The organism is Staphylococcus sp. ZWU0021 (assembly GCF_000798895.1).
Taxonomy (GTDB): Bacteria; Bacillota; Bacilli; order Staphylococcales; family Staphylococcaceae; genus Staphylococcus; species Staphylococcus saprophyticus.
Genome location: NZ_JTLN01000027.1, coordinates 471174 through 487657, shown reverse-complemented (window position 1 = coordinate 487657; position 16484 = coordinate 471174). Strand labels below are relative to the sequence as shown.

At 33.2% G+C, this 16484-nt stretch carries 17 protein-coding genes; all 17 read left to right on the top strand.

The annotated features are described in order from the left end of the window. Window positions 1-192: 192 nt before the first annotated feature. The 17 genes from lepA to era all read left to right on the top strand — a co-directional run bounded on the left by lepA (window position 193) and on the right by era (window position 16476). On the top strand, window positions 193-2016 hold the full coding sequence (lepA, locus tag L987_RS07775) for a translation elongation factor 4 (RefSeq protein ID WP_011302990.1): 1824 nt from the start codon (window positions 193-195) through the stop codon (window positions 2014-2016). A gap of 96 nt (window positions 2017-2112) precedes the next feature. Then, on the top strand, window positions 2113-3237 hold the full coding sequence (hemW, locus tag L987_RS07770) for a radical SAM family heme chaperone HemW (protein ID WP_011302991.1): 1125 nt from the start codon (window positions 2113-2115) through the stop codon (window positions 3235-3237). A gap of 100 nt (window positions 3238-3337) precedes the next feature. After that, the gene (gene hrcA / locus L987_RS07765) at window positions 3338-4318 is read left to right on the top strand and encodes a heat-inducible transcriptional repressor HrcA (RefSeq protein WP_011302992.1); all 981 of its coding nucleotides are present in this window, start codon (window positions 3338-3340) and stop codon (window positions 4316-4318) included. A gap of 26 nt (window positions 4319-4344) precedes the next feature. Then, a complete protein-coding gene (grpE, locus tag L987_RS07760) occupies window positions 4345-4956 on the top strand; it encodes a nucleotide exchange factor GrpE (RefSeq protein ID WP_047503931.1) in 612 nt (203 codons plus the stop codon). Between the two features lie 55 nt (window positions 4957-5011). Then, entirely contained in the window at window positions 5012-6856 is a 1845-nt protein-coding gene (gene dnaK, locus L987_RS07755) for a molecular chaperone DnaK (RefSeq protein WP_002483153.1), read from the top strand. Between the two features lie 145 nt (window positions 6857-7001). Beyond that, window positions 7002-8138, top strand: coding sequence for a molecular chaperone DnaJ (gene dnaJ / locus L987_RS07750; RefSeq protein ID WP_011302993.1), 1137 nt, complete (start codon window positions 7002-7004; stop codon window positions 8136-8138). Window positions 8139-8141: 3 nt separating this feature from the next. After that, a complete protein-coding gene (gene prmA, locus L987_RS07745; protein WP_011302994.1) occupies window positions 8142-9080 on the top strand; it encodes a 50S ribosomal protein L11 methyltransferase in 939 nt (312 codons plus the stop codon). Window position 9081: 1 nt separating this feature from the next. Continuing rightward, window positions 9082-9834 carry a 16S rRNA (uracil(1498)-N(3))-methyltransferase gene (locus L987_RS07740; RefSeq protein ID WP_047503928.1) on the top strand — a complete coding sequence of 251 codons (753 nt, stop codon included), beginning with the start codon at window positions 9082-9084 and terminating at the stop codon, window positions 9832-9834. Between the two features lie 241 nt (window positions 9835-10075). After that, window positions 10076-10252: a 30S ribosomal protein S21 gene (rpsU, locus tag L987_RS07735; RefSeq protein WP_002483157.1), complete on the top strand. Its 177-nt coding sequence runs from the start codon at window positions 10076-10078 to the stop codon at window positions 10250-10252. 275 nt (window positions 10253-10527) lie between these two features. Beyond that, window positions 10528-11238, top strand: a complete 711-nt coding sequence (locus L987_RS07730) for an NfeD family protein (RefSeq protein WP_011302996.1) — start codon at window positions 10528-10530, stop codon at window positions 11236-11238. Between the two features lie 12 nt (window positions 11239-11250). Further along, window positions 11251-12234: a flotillin-like protein FloA gene (gene floA, locus L987_RS07725; RefSeq protein WP_011302997.1), complete on the top strand. Its 984-nt coding sequence runs from the start codon at window positions 11251-11253 to the stop codon at window positions 12232-12234. A 14-nt stretch (window positions 12235-12248) separates the two neighbouring features. Next, on the top strand, window positions 12249-12926 hold the full coding sequence (locus L987_RS07720) for a hypothetical protein (RefSeq protein ID WP_037538372.1): 678 nt from the start codon (window positions 12249-12251) through the stop codon (window positions 12924-12926). A 380-nt stretch (window positions 12927-13306) separates the two neighbouring features. After that, a complete protein-coding gene (locus L987_RS07715) occupies window positions 13307-14254 on the top strand; it encodes a PhoH family protein (protein WP_002483161.1) in 948 nt (315 codons plus the stop codon). Beyond that, the gene (ybeY, locus tag L987_RS07710; protein WP_011302999.1) at window positions 14255-14716 is read left to right on the top strand and encodes an rRNA maturation RNase YbeY; all 462 of its coding nucleotides are present in this window, start codon (window positions 14255-14257) and stop codon (window positions 14714-14716) included. A gap of 8 nt (window positions 14717-14724) precedes the next feature. Next, entirely contained in the window at window positions 14725-15063 is a 339-nt protein-coding gene (locus L987_RS07705) for a diacylglycerol kinase family protein (protein ID WP_047503925.1), read from the top strand. 109 nt (window positions 15064-15172) lie between these two features. Continuing rightward, entirely contained in the window at window positions 15173-15577 is a 405-nt protein-coding gene (gene cdd / locus L987_RS07700; protein ID WP_002483164.1) for a cytidine deaminase, read from the top strand. Further along, window positions 15577-16476: a GTPase Era gene (era, locus tag L987_RS07695; RefSeq protein WP_047503921.1), complete on the top strand. Its 900-nt coding sequence runs from the start codon at window positions 15577-15579 to the stop codon at window positions 16474-16476. Before cdd ends, era begins: the two co-directional genes overlap by 1 nt. Window positions 16477-16484 lie beyond the last annotated feature (8 nt).

Sequence of the window (16484 nt, the reverse complement as noted above, 5' to 3'; positions counted from 1 at the left end):
AATAATGTATAAAGTTATGAAACACTTATTCTATAAAATATTCTGATAAAGTGTTAACAAGTGAATTAATATTTTGAATTATTATAAACTAATGGCTTTGCAAGTTTGCAATTAACTTGTAAAAACGTTATTATATCAAAGAATGTCATACATACAAACGGGCTAGAATTATGAAAGTGAGAAGGATAATACATGGATAAACAAGATCGTTATAATCGACGCAAAAATATAAGAAACTTTTCTATTATCGCACATATAGACCATGGTAAATCTACTTTAGCTGATAGAATTTTAGAAAATACTAAATCAGTTGAAACAAGAGACATGCAATCACAGTTGCTAGATTCTATGGATTTAGAGAGAGAACGCGGTATTACTATAAAACTAAACGCAGTACGATTGAAATACGAAGCGAAGGATGGAGAAACATACACGTTCCATTTGATTGATACACCAGGACACGTAGATTTTACATATGAAGTATCTAGATCACTTGCAGCGTGTGAGGGTGCTATTTTAGTAGTGGACGCAGCACAAGGTATTGAGGCACAAACACTAGCTAATGTCTATTTAGCACTGGATAATGATTTAGAGCTTCTACCTGTTATCAATAAAATTGATTTGCCTGCAGCTGAGCCAGAACGCGTTAAACAAGAACTTGAAGACGTTATTGGTATTGATAAAGAGGATGTCGTACTTGCAAGTGCAAAATCAAACATAGGTATTGAAGATATATTGGAAAAAATAGTTGAGGTAGTACCACCACCTGAAGGTGATCCAGAAGCACCTTTAAAAGCTTTAATATTTGATTCTGAGTATGATCCATATAGAGGTGTCATTTCATCCATACGTGTTATGGAAGGCGTTGTTAAAGCTGGAGATCGTATCAAAATGATGGCTACTGGAAAAGAATTTGAAGTAACTGAAGTAGGTATTAACACCCCAAAACAATTATCAGTAGATGAATTAACAGTGGGTGATGTAGGTTATATCATTGCTAGTATTAAAAATGTTGATGATTCCCGTGTAGGTGATACAATCACGCATGCAGAGAGACCTGCTGAAGCGCCACTACAAGGTTATAAAAAAATGAATCCAATGGTATTCTGTGGATTATTCCCTATTGATAACAAAGACTATAACGATTTAAGAGAAGCTTTAGAGAAGCTGCAATTAAACGATGCCTCATTAGAATTTGAACCAGAATCTTCTCAAGCATTAGGTTTTGGCTACCGTACTGGTTTTTTAGGTATGTTACACATGGAAATTATTCAAGAAAGAATTGAACGTGAATTCGGCATTGAATTAATCGCAACTGCGCCATCGGTAATTTACCAATGTATATTAAAATCTGGTGAGGAAGTATCTGTAGATAATCCAGCGAATATGCCAGATCGCGATAAAATAGAAACCATTTATGAGCCGTTTGTACGTGCGACTATGATGGTACCAAATGATTATGTCGGTGCTGTAATGGAATTGTGTCAACGTAAACGTGGTCAATTTATTAATATGGAATACATGGATGATATTCGAGTGAATATTATTTATGAAATTCCATTATCAGAAGTAGTATTTGATTTCTTCGATCAATTAAAATCTAATACTAAAGGCTATGCTTCTTTTGATTATGAATTTATTGATAATAAAGAAAGTGACCTGGTTAAGATGGATATTTTATTAAATGGTGAAAAAGTCGATGCTCTTAGCTTTATCGTGCATAAAGAATTTGCATACGAACGTGGTAAAACTCTTGTCGATAAGTTGAAAACATTAATACCAAGACAACAATTTGAAGTACCAGTACAAGCTGCTGTAGGACAAAAAATTGTCGCGAGAACAAACATTAAATCTATGGGGAAAAATGTATTGTCTAAATGTTATGGCGGAGACATTACACGTAAGAGAAAATTATTAGAAAAACAAAAAGCGGGTAAAGCCAAAATGAAAGCAGTGGGAAATGTAGAAATTCCACAAGATGCTTTCCTTGCAGTACTCAAAATGGATGAAGATTAATAATACTTTAAACTTGGGGCCTTAAATCCGAACGATTTATGCCCCAGTTTTTTATGAAACATCATGTTTTTAAATAGGGAAGTAGGTGAACACAATATGGAAGTGAAAAGTGCATATATACATATCCCCTTCTGTGTAAGAATATGTACGTATTGTGATTTCAATAAATATTTTATTCATAACCAACCAGTTGATGAATACTTAGATTGTTTAATTAAAGAAATGCAATATAGTAAAACGAAGGTGTTAGAAACTGTTTTTGTTGGTGGAGGAACGCCAACGGCACTTAGTTATGAACAACTTAAACGTTTACTTAAAGCTATTACTGATATTTTCGAAATCAAAGGAGAATTTAGTTTTGAAGCAAATCCAGATGAATTGACTTTGGAAAAAGTTCAATTATTAAAGGATTTTGGTGTGAATAGATTATCTATGGGCGTTCAAACTTTTAAACCAGAGCTGCTTGAAATATTAGGAAGAACACATAATACATCTGATATATACCAAGCAGTTACAAATGCGAGAGCCGTAGGTATTCCTTCTATTAGTTTAGATTTAATGTATCACTTACCAAAACAGACCATCGATGATTTTAAAGATAGTTTAGAAAAAGCATTGGCGATGGATATTGATCATATTTCTAGTTATGGTCTTATTTTAGAACCTAAAACTCAATTTTATAATATGTATAAAAAAGGCAAATTGAAAATACCTAATGAAGATATCGGGGAAGAAATGTATGAATATCTTTTAGAACGCATGCAAAGGTCTGAGTTACATCAATATGAGATTTCTAATTTTGGAAAAATGGGTCACGAATCAGAGCATAATAAAGTTTATTGGAAAAATGAAGGTTACTATGGCTTTGGCGCAGGTGCAAGCGGCTATGTTGACGGTGAAAGGTACAGTAACGTTAATCCTGTAAATCACTATATAAAGAAAATAAAGAACAATGAAAGACCTTTGTTAGAGTCCACGAGACCAACAAAAAATGAACAAATGGAAGAAGAAATGTTTTTAGGTTTAAGAATGAACCAAGGTGTCAATAAAGCTAGATTTAAAGAAAAGTTTGATTTATCTATAGATGAAGTATATGGCACAACAATTGAGGATTTACTTAAAAGAGAACTTATTGTAGATAACCAAGGCTTTATTTCAATGACTGAGAGAGGGAAAGTCATCGGAAACCTTGTATTTGAGTCTTTTTTACTAAATGTATAAGTTTTTATTAAAAACCGAGGCTTTAACATTGACTTACTTTGACCAATTTGATAAATTATAATTAGCACTTGAAACAAAAGAGTGCTAATGAGGTGAAAACATGATTAGTGATAGACAATTAAGCATATTAAATGCAATTGTTGAAGATTATGTTGATTTAGGTCAGCCAATTGGTTCTAAAACACTGATTGAACGACATAAATTAAATGTTAGCCCTGCTACTATTAGAAATGAGATGAAACAATTAGAAGATCTCGAACTAATAGAAAAAACACATACTTCATCAGGAAGATATCCATCAGAATCAGGTATCAGATATTATGTGAATCAATTATTACAAGAAACATCTCATCAACAACAAACTAAAATGCAGCGTTTAAAAGATTTGGTAATTGAAAATCATTATGACCTTTCCTCTACATTGAGTGATTTTGCTAATGAACTTTCAATTGCATCACAATATACAACGCTGGTAATGCGTCCAAATCATAAACAAGATATAATCAATAATATTCATTTGATTAGAGCAAATGCTTATTTGGTTATTATGGTGGTTGTGTTTACATCAGGTCATGTTGAACATTTACATTTAGCATCTGAAGTACCATTATCTAATGACGAATTAACCAAAATATCAAATTTTGTTACTGCTAAATATAATGAATGGAATAACCACCGTTTTGAAAATGAATTAAATGCTTTTGTAAAATCTGATACTGAAAAAGATTTTATAAAAGACATGCTAAATATGATTGATATTCATTTTGATAATCAAAGTAATGGCATTTTTATGGGCGGAAAGGTTAAACTCATAGATGCGTTGAATGAATCAAACGTATCATCTATTCAACCGATTCTACAGTATATAGAATCGAACAAAATCACACAACTACTTGATGAAATGTCCAATACTTCCATCAATGTGAAAATTGGACATGAAATTGAATCAAGTTTAAGTGATATTTCTATCGTAACAAGTGAGTATCATATTGATGATAGGCTGAAAGGTCAAATTGCGGTTATCGGACCAACAGCAATGAATTATCAGAACGTAATTCGATTACTAAATACGATTTGGTAATTAAGAATTGTATTGGAGGGCAGACTATGACAGAGCAAAACGAATCAGCTTTCAACGAAAATGAAGAAGTTAATGAAGAAACTTCACAAACCGATTCAGTTGAAAACAATGATGAAACTACAGAAACATCACAAGATAATCTGCAGGAGGACGATTCACAAGAAATTGCAGAATACGTAGATCCTAAAGATGAAGAAATTCAACAATTAAAAAAAGATGTTCAAGAAAATGAAGAAAAATATTTAAGATTATACGCTGAGTTTGAAAACTATAAACGTAGAATTCAAAAAGAAAATCAAACAATGAAAGCATATAAAGCACAAGATGTACTAAATGATATTTTACCAACAATAGATAACATTGAACGTGCTTTACAAATAGATGGCGAAGATGAACAATTTAAATCACTTAAAAAAGGTGTAGAAATGGTTCATGAAAGTCTATTAAATGCATTAAAAAATAATGGTTTAGAAAAAATTGAGACAGAAGGTCAACAATTTGATCCGAATGTACATCAAGCAGTAGTTCAAGATGACAATCCTGATTTCGAATCAGGTCAAATCACTCAAGAACTACAAAGTGGATACAAATTGAAAGAAAGAGTTTTAAGACCTTCAATGGTTAAAGTAAATCAATAATTCGTTTTATTGTTGAAAACACCAAATTTTTAAATATATCAGGAGGAATTTATTTATGAGTAAAGTAATAGGTATTGACTTAGGTACAACAAATTCATGTATTGCAATTTTAGAAGGCGATGAGCCAAAAGTAATTCAAAACCCTGAAGGCGCTAGAACTACACCATCTGTAGTAGCATTCAAAAATGATGAAACTCAAGTAGGTGAAGTTGCAAAACGCCAAGCAATTACTAACCCAAATACAATACAATCTATCAAACGTCACATGGGTACTGATTATAAAGTTGATGTTGATGGAAAATCATATACACCACAAGAAATTTCAGCAATGGTTTTACAAAATCTTAAAAGTACAGCTGAAGATTATTTAGGTGAAAGTGTAGATAAAGCAGTCATTACTGTTCCAGCTTATTTCAATGATAGTGAACGTCAAGCTACTAAAGATGCTGGTAAAATTGCTGGCTTAGAAGTTGAACGTATTATTAATGAGCCAACAGCAGCTGCTTTAGCATATGGTTTAGACAAAACTGAACAAGATCAAAAAGTACTTGTATTCGACTTAGGTGGCGGTACTTTTGACGTATCAATCCTTGAATTAGGTGACGGTGTATTTGAAGTGCTTTCTACAGCAGGTGACAACAAACTTGGTGGGGATGACTTTGACCAAGTAATTATTGATCACTTAGTTGCAGAATTCAAAAAAGAAAACAGTGTAGATTTATCTAAAGACAAAATGGCGTTACAACGTCTTAAAGACGCTGCAGAAAAAGCTAAAAAAGATTTATCTGGTGTATCTCAAACACAAATTTCATTACCATTTATCTCTGCAGGAGAGAATGGTCCATTACACTTAGAATTAACTTTAACTCGTTCTAAATTTGAAGAGTTAGCAGATTCATTAATCAGAAGAACTATGGAACCTACGCGTCAAGCAATGAAAGATGCTGGTTTATCAAGTTCTGACATTGACGAAGTTATCTTAGTTGGTGGTTCTACTAGAATCCCAGCAGTTCAAGAAGCTGTTAAAAAAGAAGTTGGAAAAGATCCTCATAAAGGTGTGAACCCAGATGAAGTAGTTGCAATGGGCGCAGCAATTCAAGGTGGCGTTATCACTGGTGATGTTAAAGATGTCGTATTATTAGACGTAACACCATTATCATTAGGTATTGAAATTATGGGTGGACGTATGAATACGCTTATCGAAAGAAATACTACAATCCCAACATCTAAATCTCAAGTTTATTCAACAGCAGCAGACAACCAACCTGCAGTTGATATCCATGTATTACAAGGTGAACGCCCAATGGCTGCAGATAACAAAACACTTGGTAGATTCCAATTAACTGATATTCCAGCAGCTCCACGTGGCGTACCTCAAATTGAAGTGACATTTGATATCGACAAAAACGGTATTGTGAACGTTACTGCAAAAGATTTAGGTACAAACAAAGAACAAAATATTACAATTCAATCTAGCTCTGCACTTTCAGACGACGAAATTGATCGTATGGTTAAAGACGCTGAAGAAAATGCTGAAGCAGATAAAAAACGTCGCGAAGAAAGTGACTTGAGAAACGAAGCAGATAGCTTAGTATTCCAAGTTGAAAAAACAATTACTGATTTAGGTGAAAACATCAGCGAAGAAGATAAACAAAATGCTGAAGACAAAAAAGAAGCACTTAAATCAGCACTAGAAGGCGAAGATATTGATGATATCAAAGCTAAAAAAGAAGACTTAGAAAAAGTAGTTCAAGACTTGTCTACAAAAGTTTATGAACAAGCAGCTCAAGCTCAACAACAAGCTCAAGGTGAAGATGCAAATGCTTCTCAAGATAGTAATGTTGAAGACGCTGATTTCAAAGAAGTTAAAGATGATGACAACCAAGATAACCAAAAATAAGTCGAGTCATTGACTAAATAATTGTTATTAACAGAAATATATGACACAATTGCTTAGCCAAATTAAGTCAAAGTCAATTGAACATTGGCTTTGACTTTTTCCTTTTTATAATAGATTTAATAAAACCGTGAAAGGAGAGGTATGAGTGGCCAAAAGAGATTATTATGAAGTTTTAGGTGTTAGCAAAAGCGCTTCTAAAGATGAAATTAAAAAGGCTTATCGTAAATTATCAAAACAATACCATCCAGATATAAATAAAGAAGAGGGTGCTGATGAGAAGTTTAAAGAAATCTCAGAAGCATATGAAGTATTAAGTGACGAAAATAAACGTGCAAATTATGACCAATTCGGACACGATGGACCACAAGGTGGCTTTGGCGGCCAAGGATTCGGTGGCCAAGACTTTAGTGGATTCGGCGGTGGCGGATTCGAAGATATCTTTAGTTCATTCTTTGGTGGTGGCAGACAGCAACGAGATCCAAATGCCCCAAGAAAAGGTGACGATTTACAATATACGATGACTGTCACATTTGATGAAGCTGTTTTTGGTAGCGAAAAAGAAATTTCTATTCGCAAAGATGTTGCTTGTCACACATGTGATGGTGAAGGTGCTAAACCAGGAACTAAGAAAAAAACTTGTCATTACTGTAATGGTTCTGGTCATGTTTCAGTTGAACAAAATACTATTCTTGGTAGAGTAAGAACTGAAAAAGTATGTCCAGTATGTAGTGGTTCAGGCCAAGAATTTGAAGAACCTTGTCCAACTTGTCATGGTAAAGGTACTGAAAATAAAAATGTTAAAATTAGTGTGACGATTCCTGAAGGTGTAGACAATGAACAACAAATTAGATTAGCTGGTGAAGGTGCTCCAGGAGAAAACGGTGGGCCTCAAGGTGATTTATATATTGTGTTTAGAGTCAAACCATCTGAAAAATTTGAAAGAGACGGCGATGATATTTACTATTCATTAGATATCAGTATTGCTCAAGCCACTTTAGGTGATGAAGTTAAAGTACCAACGCTTAAAGGTAGTGTCATGCTAACAATTCCTGCCGGTACACAAACTGAAAAACAATTCCGTCTGAAAGAAAAAGGCATTAAAAATGTTCATGGTTACGGTTATGGCGATTTATTTATTAACATCAATGTAGTTACGCCTACAAAAATTAGCGATCGCCAAAAAGAATTACTTAGAGAATTTGCTGAAATAGATGGCGAGGAGCTTTCTGAGCAGCCATCAAATTTTAGAGATAAAGCAAAAAGATTCTTCAAAGGAGAATAACTTATGAACTGGACTGAAGTTGCAATCGTTGCTAACCATGAGGTATCACCAATCATAACCAATTTACTCGAAGATTATGGCTCTAATGGTGTTGTTATAGAAGATTCAGAAGATTTAACACATGATTTCGAAGATAAGTATGGTGAAATATATGCATTAAATGCAGAAGATTATCCTACACAAGGTGTGAGAGTTAAAGCATATTTTAATGAAATTAAGTATACAAAAGATTTTCAAGAAAAATTAATTCAATCATTAAAAGACATTGAAAGTCTTGATTTAGATTTGTTTAGCTTTGATGAGCAAACAATTAGAGAGCAAGATTGGGAGAATGAGTGGAAGCATTACTTTCATCCATTTCGCGCATCTGAAAAATTCACAATTGTTCCGAGTTGGGAAACATACCAACAGGAAGATGATAGTGAATTATGCATTGAGTTAGATCCAGGTATGGCATTTGGAACAGGTGATCATCCGACAACGAGTATGTGTCTAAAAGCAATTGAAGCATATGTTAAGTCTAGTGATTCAGTTATAGATGTCGGCACAGGCTCAGGTATACTGAGCATTGCAGCACATTTGTTAGGCGTTAAACGTATAAAAGCACTTGATGTAGATGAAATGGCTGTTAGAGTAGCTAAAGAAAACTTTCAAAAAAACAACTGTGAATATGCTATTGAAGCAGTCCCAGGTAATTTATTAAAAGAAGAAACTGAAAAATTTGATGTTGTTATCGCTAATATTTTAGCTCATATTATTGAAGAAATGATAGATGATGCTTATAATACACTTAATAAAGACGGTTATTTTATAACTTCTGGTATTATAGAAGAAAAACACGAGGCTATTGTTGAACATATGAAACGCAGTGGATTTGAAATAGTTTCTATTAACCATGACAATAGTTGGGTTTGTATCGTCGGACAGAAAGTGAGCGATTGACATGCAAAGATATTTTATAGATCAAAACGCTGATGTAAATCAGCGTTTTTGTATAACTGATCAAGGTGATATACATCATATTTCAAACGTCATGAGACATCAAGTTGATGATTATATCATTATTACATTTGCTGATCATTATGTTTATAAATGTAAACTTGTTAATATTGGTGCAGAAGGTATCATGGTTTCGTTAGAAGAACGTATTGATGTGGATACAGAATTACCACAAAATGTAACGATATGTAGTGGACTAATCAAGTCTGACAAATATGAATGGATGCTACAAAAGTCAACGGAATTAGGTGCAAGTGAATTTATTGCTGTAGGTATGAAACGTTCTGTTGTCAAGCTTACAGAAAATAAAATTGCAAAGAAATTAGAGCGTTGGCAGAAGATTATCAAAGAAGCTGCAGAACAAAGTTATAGATTAGCTATTCCAACGATTCAATATCAAGCAACATTAAACGATGTACTTAAAAGTACCAAAACGTATGATTATATTCTAATTGCCTATGAGGATGCCGCTAAAAGTGGTGAAGTAAGTCAATTTAAATCGTTAGTTCAACAATTTAAACCAAATGATAAAGTATTAATTATATTTGGACCTGAAGGTGGCCTTGATGAGGATGAAGTCTCACTGTTACAAGATGTTGGTTACCAAATTGGCTTAGGTCCTAGAATTTTAAGGGCTGAAACAGCACCTTTATATGTTTTAAGTGCTTTGAGTTTCGAAAAGGATTTACACAATTAGTTTAATGTATTGATGTGTGCTAATAGCGTGTTATATGAATTATAAAGAATAAGATGATACAACGATAAAAATCCATAACCGGATAAATTTAATCATGTATTAATAGAATTTATTCAAAATAACAAAATCTGAATTTTAGTAATTGACCACATTAATCAGATATATTATACTAGATTATACATGGTTCATACCGTGTATTGATAATAAAGTTTCGTTGATATTTGGAGGGAGGGAAATACACATGTCTAAAACAGTAGTCAAAAAGAACGAATCACTTGAAGATGCGTTACGTCGTTTCAAACGTACAGTTTCTAAAAGCGGTACTATTCAAGAAGTACGTAAACGTGAATTTTACGAAAAACCTAGCGTTAAACGTAAAAAGAAATCAGAAGCTGCACGTAAACGTAAATTCAAATAATTAATAGTTTCGTTGACTCCCTCAACACCAACATTAATTATAAACCATAATAGCCTTAGTTGTTATATACAGCTAAGGCTATTATTTTTTTATAAAAAACCATTGTACTTTTTAAATCAACATATTTTTTATTATACATAGCATGTAGTACTTAACCATTATTAAAGCAAAAAGTAATAATGAAAATTTCTTTGAAGATAATAGTTTTTTATAGTGTAAACGGTATAATCGCATATTAGTTTCATGTATAATCAAATTGAGAGCGAGGTGATAGAGTGATTCTTTCAAGTAGTTTACATACAATTTTTCCTTCCAATTTAGTCGAGGATGGAAATTGGATTGATAATATAGCTAACTTTATAGTACATCCAATTGGCGCTTTGATTTTAACATGTATTATCTTTCTTGGTTTTCTATATCAATTATATTCTAATAAGATTAATGTTGTTGGTATCATATCAACGATAGCGTTATTGATATTTTTCTTAGGATTTTTTGTGAAAGGCGACGTTAATTTCTATTCTGTGATACTTTTTGGAGTAGGAGTCATATTAGTTATCATTGAATTATTTGTTGTCGGTGCGGTTATTGGCATCATTGGTATGGGTTTTATTATTTTCAGTATTATTACTTTAGGAGACAATTTAATCTTCATGATTGCTAATGTTGTCTTTGCATTAATCTTATCTATTATTGAGTGGGTGATACTTGTGAAAGGATTTAAACGCAAAATTCCATTTTTAGACAAAGTTGTACTGAAAGATTCTACAAATGCAGAGGCAGGTTACACTTCACATGAAGATCGCTCTCATTTAGTTGGAAAAACTGCAACAACATCAACGGACTTAAGACCAGCAGGGATTATTACATTAAATAATGAAAGAATCGATGCTGTTTCAGATGGTTCATTTATTTTAAGGAATAAACAGGTTACCATCTTAGAAGTTGAAGGTACACGTGTTGTTGTAAGAGAAATCGAATCATAAAGGAGAGAAAGTATGATCGGATTAATTATAATCGTCGTTATTGTATTAGTAGCATTGTTGTTGCTATTTTCATTTGTTCCAGTAGGATTATGGATTTCAGCAATTGCTGCTGGTGTTAAAGTAGGCATCGGTACTTTAGTAGGTATGAGATTACGTAGAGTATCTCCACGTAAAGTGATTTCACCGCTAATTAAAGCGCACAAAGCTGGATTGCATTTAACTACAAATCAACTTGAATCGCATTATTTAGCTGGAGGTAATGTTGATCGCGTTGTTGATGCTAATATTGCAGCGCAAAGAGCTGATATCAACTTACCATTCGAACGTGGGGCTGCTATAGATTTAGCGGGTCGTGACGTATTAGAAGCTGTACAAATGTCAGTTAATCCTAAAGTCATTGAAACACCATTTATTGCTGGTGTAGCAATGAATGGTATCGAAGTTAAAGCAAAAGCACGTATTACAGTTCGTGCCAACATTGCTCGCTTAGTTGGTGGTGCAGGTGAAGAAACAATTATCGCACGTGTTGGTGAAGGTATTGTTTCAACAATAGGTTCAAGTGAACACCATACACAAGTTCTTGAAAATCCAGATAATATTTCTAAAACTGTTTTAAGTAAAGGATTAGATTCTGGTACAGCATTTGAAATTTTATCAATTGATATTGCTGATGTTGATATTAGCAAAAATATTGGTGCAGATTTACAAACTGAACAAGCGCTTGCAGACAAGAATATTGCACAAGCTAAAGCAGAAGAACGTCGTGCGATGGCTGTAGCTCAAGAACAAGAAATGAAAGCAAAAGTACAAGAAATGCGTTCTAAAGTGGTTGAAGCAGAAGCAGAAGTACCATTGGCTATGGCTGAAGCTTTACGTTCTGGCAACTTAGGCGTAAAAGATTATTACAATTTAAAAAATGTTGAAGCTGACACAGGCATGAGAAATTCTATTAATCAACGTACGAATCAAAAAGATGATGAATCACCGGATAAATAATTAGGGGTGATTAAATGAGTATAGGTATTATTATCTTTGTAATATCTGTGATTGTGACAATAATTGGTGCTATTAGTGATAATAGCCATAAAGAAAGACAAAACCAAAAACCACCAGTCAACAAACGGTCAAATGACCATGGAGGAGAACCACAGAAACGTGGCTTTTTTGATGAAATAGGAAAAACATTTAAAGAAATAGAGAAACAATTAAATGAAGACCCTATGTCGCAAGAACGTGAAAAACCACGCGCTCCTCAACCTACTAAGACACAAGCAGAACCGGTTGAAACACGTGCAGAAAAAATGGAAACACCGAGTCCTGAGCGCTCATCAAGAACGATGAGAACGGATAATGAAACTGAAGCTGAAAAAGCAAAACGTTCACAACAACAGCAAGATGATAAATTACAACAAGAATTAGAATCCGATTTAATAGGACAAATGCAAGATGTACGTAGTGAAATTGATCGCGAAACTGAGAAGAAGTTGCAACGAACTGAACGAAAAGCACGTGCAATTATAGCTGATAAATATTTATCAGAAAGAACAAAGCGTTTTCGTTTAAAACAACTTATGAATGCTCATGCGATACAAGGAACAGCTACAAATGAACAATTCAGGTTTGCTGAGGACGAAGTTGTTAATGGTATTATTTGGTCAGAAGTATTAGAAAGACCGAAACAATTATAATATAATGTTTTAAGTTAACGCCTTATAAATCAATGTAATTTGATGTTATAAGGCGTTTTTAATATTATAATCGTAGTAAGAACTTTTATTTATCTGATTATCACAATCATATTTATACATTATAAAGCTTTCGTTTTATTATAAAATTAGATAGAATGTAAATCTTCTGTTAAAATTAATGAAATTCTGTCCTATTCAATTCACTTTAAAATAATATATTGAGTATTCGTGATATAATAGAGATGTATAATCAATAGTTTTAAACAGTAATTGTATATTTTTATACAAGCTGATTATTTATTTGTTAACAATCATTTTGTAACTTAAAATCTAATAGGATAAAATAAAAGAAACGAATATACTTGTAAAGGAGCACCTATATGCCTGGAATTATTCAAATAAATGACATCAATGAAGCGCAAGCACTCATTGGTAATAATGATGAACACCTTAAATCAATTGAGGAAGGATTTGATGTCATTATACATGCTCGTGGTCAAGAAATTGCTGTAAAAGGAGAGCAAGTTGAGCATGTTGAAAAAGCGGAATCCGTACTAATTAATTTATTAAAAGTCATACAACAAGGTGTAACAATATCGATTAAAGATGTTGAAGCAGCAGTGAAAATGGCACAAAATGGTACGATTCAATACTTATTAGATTTATATGAAGATGAAATTACTAAAGATGCATTTGGCAAGACGATTCGTGCTAAAACAATGGGACAACGTTTATACGTAAATGCGATGCACCATAATGATTTAGTTTTTGGTGTGGGACCAGCTGGTACAGGTAAAACATTTTTAGCTGTAGTCTATGCTGCTAAACAGTTACGTAAAGGGTCAGTAAAACGCATTGTTTTGACAAGACCTGCAGTTGAAGCTGGCGAATCTTTAGGATTTCTACCAGGAGATTTAAAAGAAAAAGTAGATCCTTATCTAAGACCGCTTTATGACGGGTTAAATACTGTTTTAGGTAGAGAACAAACTGCTAGATTTATAGAAAGAGGTATCATTGAAGTTGCCCCATTAGCTTATATGAGAGGTAGAACATTAGATGATGCGTTTGTCATTTTAGATGAAGCTCAAAATACTACACATGCACAAATGAAAATGTTCTTAACTAGATTAGGATTTGGATCAAAAATGGTAGTCACTGGTGACAAAACACAAGTAGATTTACCAAAAGGTGTAAAGAGTGGTTTGAAAGAAGCGATTAAAAAATTAGAAAACGTTAAAGGTTTAAGTATTCATCATTTAGACCAAACAGATGTGGTACGTCATCCATTAGTAAGTAAAATTATTGATCGTTATGAGGGAGATGAATAAATGTTTACGATAGATTTTAGTGACCATACTAATTTAGTGAAAGAGGATTGGTTTACACAAATTGACAAGCTGCTAACGTTTGCAAAGGAACAAGAAAATATCGAAGAAGAGGCTGAATTGTCAGTTACTTTTGTAGATAAAGATGAGATTCAAGAAATTAATAAAATGTATCGAGATAAAGACAAAGTCACAGATGTTATATCTTTTGCATTAGAGGAAGATGAACCTGAAATAACTGGTATAGAAATGCCGAGAGTTTTAGGCGATATTATTATTTGTACTGATGTTGCTCAAGAACAAGCAGACTCGTACGGACATTCATTTGAAAGAGAATTGGGCTTCCTTGCATTACACGGCTTTTTACATTTATTAGGTTATGATCATATGAATGAGCAAGATGAGAAACAAATGTTCGGACGCCAAGATCAAATTCTTAATGCATACGGCTTAACTAGAGATTAGAGGCGCGTATGGATAGATTTAAATATGCATTTCAAGGCATGATAGTTTTATTAAAAAAAGATAAGAATTTCTTACTTCATCTTATTTTTGGTTTGATAGTCATTGTTTGTGGATTTATATTTCATATTACAAAAGTGGAATGGCTTTTTATATTGTTAGCGATTGGACTTGTGCTAGCATTTGAAACGATAAACACAGCTATTGAATATGTAGTCGATTTGGTAACAACGGATTATCATATTTTAGCTAAGAAAGCGAAAGACGTTGCTGCTTTTAGCGTGATTATTGCGGCTATTATAGCTGTCTTAATTGGGCTGATTGTTTTTTTACCGTATATTTTTAAATAATAGTGCAAATTCACAAAAGTTGTTTATACTTAATGAATAAAGCTTTTAATAAAATATAGTTATACACCCATTTCCATGGTGTTGAATATTGAACAGGAGAGATGAAGCAATGGCATACCAACCACATTATTTTTCAGAAGTAAGAAAAGCACAGGCAAATGCGTACGCACCCTACAGTAATTTTAAAGTTGGTGCGTATTTAAGAACGAAAGATGGCAAAGCTTATTACGGTGGTAATGTTGAAAATGCAGCTTATCCAATGGCGATTTGTGCTGAAAGATCAAGTTTAGTTGCGGCAATTGCTGATGGATACCGCCCAGGAGATTTTGAATCAATTACTGTAACTGTAGATGCAGATGAACCGTCCTCACCATGTGGCGCATGTCGACAAGTAATGAAAGAGCTTTGTGATGACGAAATGCCAGTTTATATGACCAATCATAAAGGTGATATGACAGAATTATCAGTAGGCGAGTTATTGCCTTTAGGATTTTCAGGAAAGGATTTAAATTAATGACAGAACACAAATCAGGCTTTATATCTATCATTGGTAGACCCAATGTTGGTAAATCAACCTTTGTAAATCGTGTAATAGGACATAAGATTGCGATAATGTCCGATAAAGCACAAACAACTAGAAACAAAATTCAAGGTGTCATGACACAAAAAGATGCGCAAATTATTTTCCTAGATACACCAGGTATTCATAAACCTAAGCACAAATTAGGAGATTATATGATGCGCGTTGCGACGAATACACTATCTGAAATAGATGCCATTATGTTTATGGTAAACGTCAATGAGGATATTGGTAGAGGCGACGAATATATTATGGATATGCTAAAAACAATCAAAACGCCAGTATTTTTAGTGTTAAATAAGATTGACTTGGTTCATCCCGATGAATTAATGCCTAGAATTGAAAAATATAAAAAATATATGGATTTTACAGAAATCGTACCTATTTCTGCACTTGAAGGCTTAAATGTAGATCATTTTATTAATGTTATAAAATCATATTTACCAGAAGGCCCTAAATATTATCCTGATGATCAAATATCAGATCATCCAGAACAATTTGTTGTTGGAGAACTGATAAGAGAGAAAATTTTACATTTAACAAGTGAAGAAATTCCTCATGCGATTGGTGTTAATGTAGACCGTATGATTAAAGAAGATGAAGATAGAGTGAGAATTGAAGCTACTATTTACGTAGAAAGAGATTCTCAAAAAGGGATTGTCATTGGTAAAGGCGGTAAAAAATTAAAAGAGGTTGGTAAACGTGCGCGTCAAGATATAGAGCGTTTATTAGGCTCGAAAGTTTACTTGGAACTATGGGTTAAAGTACAAAAAGACTGGCGAAATAAAGTTAATTTCATTCGCCAAATGGGTTATTTAGAAGATAGAGATTAAGTTAAAGT

Bases quoted from the DNA above. Each gene is read 5' to 3' on its own strand.
- lepA (WP_011302990.1), top strand. From the start codon at position 193: ATGGATAAACAAGATCGTTATAATCGACGCAAAAATATAAGAAACTTT.
- hemW (WP_011302991.1), top strand. From the start codon at position 2,113: ATGGAAGTGAAAAGTGCATATATACATATCCCCTTCTGTGTAAGAATA.
- hrcA (WP_011302992.1), top strand. From the start codon at position 3,338: ATGATTAGTGATAGACAATTAAGCATATTAAATGCAATTGTTGAAGAT.
- grpE (WP_047503931.1), top strand. From the start codon at position 4,345: ATGACAGAGCAAAACGAATCAGCTTTCAACGAAAATGAAGAAGTTAAT.
- dnaK (WP_002483153.1), top strand. From the start codon at position 5,012: ATGAGTAAAGTAATAGGTATTGACTTAGGTACAACAAATTCATGTATT.
- prmA (WP_011302994.1), top strand. From the start codon at position 8,142: ATGAACTGGACTGAAGTTGCAATCGTTGCTAACCATGAGGTATCACCA.
- L987_RS07740 (WP_047503928.1), top strand. From the start codon at position 9,082: ATGCAAAGATATTTTATAGATCAAAACGCTGATGTAAATCAGCGTTTT.
- rpsU (WP_002483157.1), top strand. From the start codon at position 10,076: ATGTCTAAAACAGTAGTCAAAAAGAACGAATCACTTGAAGATGCGTTA.
- floA (WP_011302997.1), top strand. From the start codon at position 11,251: ATGATCGGATTAATTATAATCGTCGTTATTGTATTAGTAGCATTGTTG.
- L987_RS07720 (WP_037538372.1), top strand. From the start codon at position 12,249: ATGAGTATAGGTATTATTATCTTTGTAATATCTGTGATTGTGACAATA.
- L987_RS07715 (WP_002483161.1), top strand. From the start codon at position 13,307: ATGCCTGGAATTATTCAAATAAATGACATCAATGAAGCGCAAGCACTC.
- ybeY (WP_011302999.1), top strand. From the start codon at position 14,255: ATGTTTACGATAGATTTTAGTGACCATACTAATTTAGTGAAAGAGGAT.
- L987_RS07705 (WP_047503925.1), top strand. From the start codon at position 14,725: ATGGATAGATTTAAATATGCATTTCAAGGCATGATAGTTTTATTAAAA.
- cdd (WP_002483164.1), top strand. From the start codon at position 15,173: ATGGCATACCAACCACATTATTTTTCAGAAGTAAGAAAAGCACAGGCA.
- era (WP_047503921.1), top strand. From the start codon at position 15,577: ATGACAGAACACAAATCAGGCTTTATATCTATCATTGGTAGACCCAAT.